Raw genomic sequence first — 6,171 nt, forward strand, 5'->3', positions numbered from 1 at the left:
CTATGCGCATATTACTCATCATCTGCTTAATGTTGGCAATAACCCCGCTTTTCGCGGCACCTACAGTTAATATTGTCATTCGTCATCACCTGTTTTACCCGTCCACGGTTGAAATTCCCGTCGATACCAAAGTAAAGCTGTTAATTGATAACCAAGACCAGACAGCAGAGGAGTTTGAAAGTTATGAGCTTAACCGTGAGAAAGTTATTCCAGGACATTCAAAAGGCGTTGTTTTTATAGGCCCATTACCAGCGGGTGAATACCCCTTTTTTGGTGAGTTTTTTCCTAAAACAGCTCAGGGCAAGGTCATTGTAAAGTAACGTTATGCTCATCAATTCAGTCATTATTATCTTAAGGGAGGTATTTGAAGCAGCGCTCATAGTCAGTGTGTTGTTAGTACTATGTCAGAAACTGCAATTACCGCGTCGTTACTTTCTTTCTTCGTTGGGCTTAGGTGGGGTGTTATCAATTTTTTATGCTCGTCATATTGCATCTATTTCGATGTTTTTTGATGGTGTTGGGCAAGAAATTTTGAATGCGTGCATGCACCTAATGACGTTTATTTGTTTGTTATTTTTAATTTTTTCAATGGGGAGGCGACCTTATTACAAAATAACTGTATGGGCGATTGCTGGGTGTTTATCGGCCACTTTAGTGGGCGAAGGGTCAGAAATAATCATTTATATTCAAGGTTTTATAGGTAATGAGCAGCTATTAGAAACAGTGCTTGCAGGCAGCTTTATTGGAGCTGGAGTAGGTTTCAGTGTGGGAGTGTTTATGTATTATTTAATGATCAATTTGCGTCCTAGGAAGGGGATTGCTGTTAGCTTAGTTGCCTTGGTTCTAATCAGCGCGAGTATGACCACTCAAGCATTTCAATTGTTAATTCAGGCGGATATTTTGATCAGTCAAGCACCATTATGGAACACCTCATCATGGGTGAGTGAGGGCTCTGTTATAGGGCAAATTTTATATGCCTTGCTTGGCTACGAATCTACGCCAACGCCTATTCAAGTTGGTGGGTATTTTTTAAGTTTAATACTTGCATCTGCCTTAGCTGTTAGGACTTTTAAAACCTTTAAGTGGGAAATGGGCGAGTGAGAACAATAAACAGAACACTACAAGCCTGTTGTTTAGCACTTTTAGCCGTTCGTGTGGCAGCATCGGAATTTTCGGTAGATAAAGTGTATCACCCGTACGTCCAGCCTTTAGAAAGGGAGCTGGAATGGCGAATGTTATCAGGAGATGGGCAGCAACTTCACCGGCTTGGTATCGGTAAATCATTATCGGATAGCTTGTTCGTTGAGGGCTATCTTATTGCAGAAGATAACGATCGGCACTTTTCTTTAGAGGCCTTAGAGCTGGAAGTAAAATGGCAGTTAACTGAACAAGGTGAGTACGATGCTGACTGGGGTGTTTTATTTGAACTTGAGCATCAGCAGCACGACGATACTTGGGGCTTATCCAGTGGTCTTTTAATGGAAAAAGAGTTGGGGAAATGGGTGGGTGCGGCCAATTTTATTATTGAGTATGAGTGGGGGAATGAAATAAAGAATGAGCTTGAATCGTCGCTAGCTCTTCAGGCACGCTACCGGTATTCAGAAAAGTTAGAACCTGCCATTGAGTTTTATAGTGATGAAAATGGCCAGGCGGTAGGCCCTGTTGTAATGGGTGATATTCGCTTAGCCCATGCGAAAAAAATGCATTGGGAAGTTGGCTCCATATTTGGCTTAGGTTATAAAGGCCCTGATAGTACGTTGCGCGTATTGATAGAGTATGAGTATTAATGCAGAGGGATTAAGGTTTTCTACTTAACTGTAATTAGGGTTTCTTGATTGATTAAAGCGCCATGTCATGGTTGCTATGGGCACGTTATAAGAAAGTTGTTTAAGTTTCTTGATTATTAGTAAGGGTTTGCAGCAAGGTAAGAATGTCGCTTTTTAATGTAAGCAATGTCTGTATTTCATTACAAAAAATCTTGTGGAACTTTTGAATATTATTTTTATCGTTTTCCCTCAATACAAGCTCAAGTTTTTTCGCTGCTGATTTTAATAAAGGTGTTCCACAATATGCTGCCGAACCGTGGATTTTATGGACTGCTTCTGCTGCATCCACTATGTTGTTTTGCCCAATCAGCTCTGAAATGTCTTCGCTTTGTTTAGGAAGTTCAGATAAAAACTTCTCAAGCATAATTAACATAAACGAATGGTCCGCATTCATGCTTTTTTTAGCTAAGTGATAATCAAACGGTTGACTGTTAGAGGCTGAATCGCCATTTGTAGTGGTTGATATAAAAGGCTGCGTATCAAAATCATGTTCGCTAAGTAATTGCTCAATTAAGGCGAAAAAGTGTACTTGATCAATAGGTTTTATTAGGTACCCGTCAAATGAACTGATGTGGTGTGCCTTCTCTTCACCTGAGGTAATGTGTGCAGTAATAGCAATGGCGGGTGTTTTATAGTTAGGGTTTTGTGAGTGGTTACGTATTTCAAAAAGTGCCTCATTGCCCATTTTTAAAGGCATTCTTAAATCAAATAGCATCAGGTCATAGGGGTGCTTGAAGGCTAGTTCAATGGCTTGTTGGCCATCGTTAACACAGGTTACATTAGCGTGTTGTTTTTCTAATAAATGACTCAACAATAATCGATTAATTTCGTTGTCGTCTGCAACTAATATATTTAAAGAACTTAGGTCGGGCAGAGGGTGTTCAATCGCTATGGGTTTATTAATAGCTTGGTAGCTATCTTTCACCTGTGTAAAGGGTAGACTAAAGGTGAAATTAGAACCTTCGCCTAAGGTGCTTTTTACCTTAATGCTGCCGTTAAGTGCGTTTAGCAGGCGTTTAGTAATTACTAAGCCAAGACCTGTTCCTTGGTCGCTAGTAGCGCCATCAAGTTGAGAGTATTCTTGAAAAAGCTGTTTGAGGTTATGTTCACTGATGCCGATACCGTGATCAATGATGCTAATATCAATAACATCCTGCTTGTAAGGGTTCATTTTTAAGCGAACGATAACAGATGATTGGTGGCTGAACTTGATAGCATTGCTAAGTAGGTTAATAAGTATTTGACCAAACTTGACGTGGTCTTGATTAATAACCACAGGGACATTGGCATCGTGCTGATAATTAATGCTGACGTGATTTTCCTTTGCTTGGGCAGATAAAAGCAAAATGGCATCTTGTATTGCCTTTTTCAGTTCAAAATTTGTTTTATGAATAAGTACTTTGCCAGATTCAAGCTGGGTAAAATCTAATACTTCATTAATAATGGTTTGTAAATTTTTTGATGATAAATGAGATGCATTGACCAATTTCAGTTGCTCATCATCAAGAGGGGTTTGTTGAATGATTTCAAGAAAGCCGATAATGCCATTTAACGGAGTTCGTATTTCATGACTTATATGTGAAATAAACCGTGATTTTGCATCGGCGGATTTGAGGATTTCTTCTTGGGCAGAAAAAAGCTTGTCGTTTTGAGATCTTAACTCTTGCGTCGCTTCAAGGACCCTCTGTTTCAGAATCCGTTGGTGATTATTAATTTGCTGAGCCATTTCATGAACACCGCTCTCGAGTGTGGCAATTTCATCTTTGCTACTGATATTTGGGGTGTTAGGTGGTGGAGTATAGTTGCCTTTAGTAATGTTTTTTACATCACGTGTTAATTTTAGAATGGGGCGACTAATTGTTGCGCTGAAGTATTTTGCAATAAGAGCGATTACCAATAGTAAAAATAAGGTGATGTAGATTGTGTTAGATAAAATATTATATTGCCGTTGTTGAATAGCCTCATATGAAAGCGTGAGTGTGACGTAACCAATGGTTTCATTTTTTTCAACCGGTGGGCCAACTAATAAGCTATAAAATTCATCCGTGTTTTCAATTGATTTAAGTGTGATTGGTTGAACAATTTCTTTTGATGGGTTGGATAGTAATGAGGGTGTTGCAATATCACTGCTTGCATAGGAAAGAGCCGTTCCCGCACTGTCTGTAATTTTAATAGAGAGGATATCTGGCTCATTAACTACTGAACGGACAACTGCATCGAGCGCCGCTAAATTCCCAGAAAAGACACCATTAACACTGGACTTGGCTATTGAAAGACATAAGTTCTCATTCGTTTTATGCAATAAATCGTACATGTCATTTAAACGCGTTGAGGTTAGGTAGGTGGCTAATATAATGGCTACGATGGCTGCTGGCATAACGCCTAGGAGAAGCAGCTTATCTTGTAATTGAAACCTACTTATCAAACTCATAGCTGATTAATTGCGCTTGTAATGCTTTATCGTTAGGGAAATGTAGGTTTAAACTTTTTGCGACATTTCTATTGGAAATAACGCTGAAATATTTAGGGTAAACAATACTGTTTGCCAGAGGCTTCTTTGCTTCCTCTAGGGCGAAGATTGTTTCGGTTAAATGCTTAGCCAACTGCTCGAGGCTACTGACTGTTCCTGCAATAGCCCCGGCTCTTATAAAGCCTTTAGAGAAACCTATGATGGGTGTTCCATAACGGTAACTGGTTAGTAGGATTTGTGAAAGAGACGTGGCGTTATAAATATCGGTATCGGCTATTGCGAGAATGATGTCCGAAGATTGTGAAACACGACCTATTTGGGAATTTACATTTTTTGAATTACTAAGGTGTTCGTTAATGGTTAATTTTTTATCCGCGGCAATTTTCTTTAAGTGTGTTAGCTGATCTTTTGATTGATGAGTGACAATAACACCAATGTTTTTAAATAAAGGGCTAAGACGTTGTATTAAATTTAATTGTCTAGCTGGTGGCTGATCCAAGACAAAGAAAAAGTGATTGGGCCGAAGCTCTCGGCATGAAGGTAAGCATGGGATGTTCTTTTTAGCATGTGATAATGTTGTTAAGGCGTGAAATGTTGTGGTTTGTATATTCAATTCCACGAGCTTTTTTATGGCTTTATTATCGAGATTAATCAGGATGTCGGGTGAGTCTTTTGTTAGCGTTTCGGTGCTTAATGAGCTGGTCGGTATGTTTCGTAATTGTATGCTGGGGTCTTGAGATAGCTGGTTCGTAATAAGTGTTTTATAGCTGGTTTGATAATGGCTAGCGTTATCAGAAATGATAACCAAATTTTGTGCGAGTAAGGGTAGAGGCATCAGCAGTAAAGCCAATGCTAAATAGACACTATAAAATTTTCTGGGCTGATGGGTGTTAATCAGCACGCTATTTTATCCTTTGATGCATTTGGTTATTGGTGACCACGTATTGATGAAGAGGCTGCTTTTTATTGGATGTTAATGATGAGCTAAAACGGATTCCATTAGTTAGCTTTTTCGATAGTTTAAAGTACAGTCGAATATTAGCAATGGTTTGATACGTGGGGTTGCCTTTGGTGAGGAGTCTGTTCCTTTTTAGACGTTCTGCGAAAAATTGTTGCTTAACAACATAGGAAAATATGTTTTGACTATGACTAAGTTTAATGCCGATAATTAGGCAGATAAGTTTGGCTATCAAAAAAGCATTAAAAATTATAGTATCATGTTATTAATAGCTTAGCTAAGGAGCATTGCTGTGTGAGGCTATTCAAAACTAGGTAGAAGAAGAGTAATCGAGGGAACATTGAAAATAGGTATTGATTCTCAACATAAGGCACATAAATAAAGCCGACCAGTAATAAGCTGGTTAGTAAATACCTAGAGTTTTTTGTGCAACATTCCATGTCTTAACTTGTATTACTGTCGTCCTTTTAGTCATACCTATAGGTTAGTTCGACAAATGCTCGGTTATCGAGTTCAAATTCATTCAGGAAGTCTTTGTTTTTATCAAGAGCCAGTTGTAGGTTAAAGCTAAGGTCTATTTCTTGGCGTTGTGATAGGTTAAATGATTTTCCTGTATTAATATCTAAGCGCCTTAACGGACCTTGTGGGTTACCCGAGTCTAAATACTCCATGCTACTAGTGTAGTAGAAAGCAATACTAGCCCATAAATTATTATCAAACGTATGGGAGACCAAAATATTAAAAACATCTTTTGGTACAGAGCTGCGAATATTTTCAATATCATTGTGAGTGATTCTCCCAACATTGGTATGGTTGTATGCATACCCTGAAGCGGTTCCGCTCATTAGGACAGTAAAAGCCGTTAGTTAAGGAGTTATTTTCTGTATTATTATTTAAATAGAGGACACAGAAGATGA

6 protein-coding genes are annotated in these 6,171 nt (G+C 38.7%); 3 read left to right on the forward strand and 3 right to left on the reverse strand.

What is annotated here, in order from left to right; all coding sequences use genetic code 11:
- The first annotated feature begins 2 nt into the window (after window positions 1-2).
- Genes KUG63_RS01320 through KUG63_RS01330 form a run of 3 tightly spaced genes read left to right on the forward strand, consistent with a single transcriptional unit; the run spans window position 3 to window position 1,787 of the window.
- Window positions 3-320 carry a cupredoxin domain-containing protein gene (locus tag KUG63_RS01320; RefSeq protein ID WP_016389561.1) on the forward strand — a complete coding sequence of 106 codons (318 nt, stop codon included), beginning with the start codon at window positions 3-5 and terminating at the stop codon, window positions 318-320.
- A 4-nt stretch (window positions 321-324) separates the two neighbouring features.
- Window positions 325-1,101, forward strand: a complete 777-nt coding sequence (locus KUG63_RS01325; RefSeq protein WP_287553748.1) for an FTR1 family protein — start codon at window positions 325-327, stop codon at window positions 1,099-1,101.
- Window positions 1,098-1,787 (forward strand): hypothetical protein, encoded by a 690-nt coding sequence (locus KUG63_RS01330; RefSeq protein ID WP_287553750.1) that lies wholly within the window; start codon window positions 1,098-1,100, stop codon window positions 1,785-1,787. The genes KUG63_RS01325 and KUG63_RS01330 overlap by 4 nt, the downstream gene beginning before the upstream one ends.
- Before the next feature lie 100 nt (window positions 1,788-1,887).
- Here the strand turns inward: KUG63_RS01330 and KUG63_RS01335 are convergent, their stop codons facing one another.
- The 3 genes from KUG63_RS01335 to KUG63_RS01345 all read right to left on the reverse strand — a co-directional run bounded on the left by KUG63_RS01335 (window position 1,888) and on the right by KUG63_RS01345 (window position 6,099).
- Window positions 1,888-4,257: an ATP-binding protein gene (locus tag KUG63_RS01335; protein WP_287553752.1), complete on the reverse strand. Its 2,370-nt coding sequence runs from the start codon at window positions 4,255-4,257 to the stop codon at window positions 1,888-1,890.
- Window positions 4,241-5,197 (reverse strand): ABC transporter substrate-binding protein, encoded by a 957-nt coding sequence (locus KUG63_RS01340; RefSeq protein WP_287553754.1) that lies wholly within the window; start codon window positions 5,195-5,197, stop codon window positions 4,241-4,243. Before KUG63_RS01340 ends, KUG63_RS01335 begins: the two co-directional genes overlap by 17 nt.
- Window positions 5,198-5,721: 524 nt before the next feature.
- Window positions 5,722-6,099, reverse strand: a complete 378-nt coding sequence (locus tag KUG63_RS01345) for a hypothetical protein (protein WP_287553757.1) — start codon at window positions 6,097-6,099, stop codon at window positions 5,722-5,724.
- Window positions 6,100-6,171: the final 72 nt, after the last annotated feature.

This window comes from Cycloclasticus sp. (assembly GCF_019090545.1).
GTDB classification, from domain to species: Bacteria; Pseudomonadota; Gammaproteobacteria; order Methylococcales; family Cycloclasticaceae; genus Cycloclasticus; species Cycloclasticus pugetii.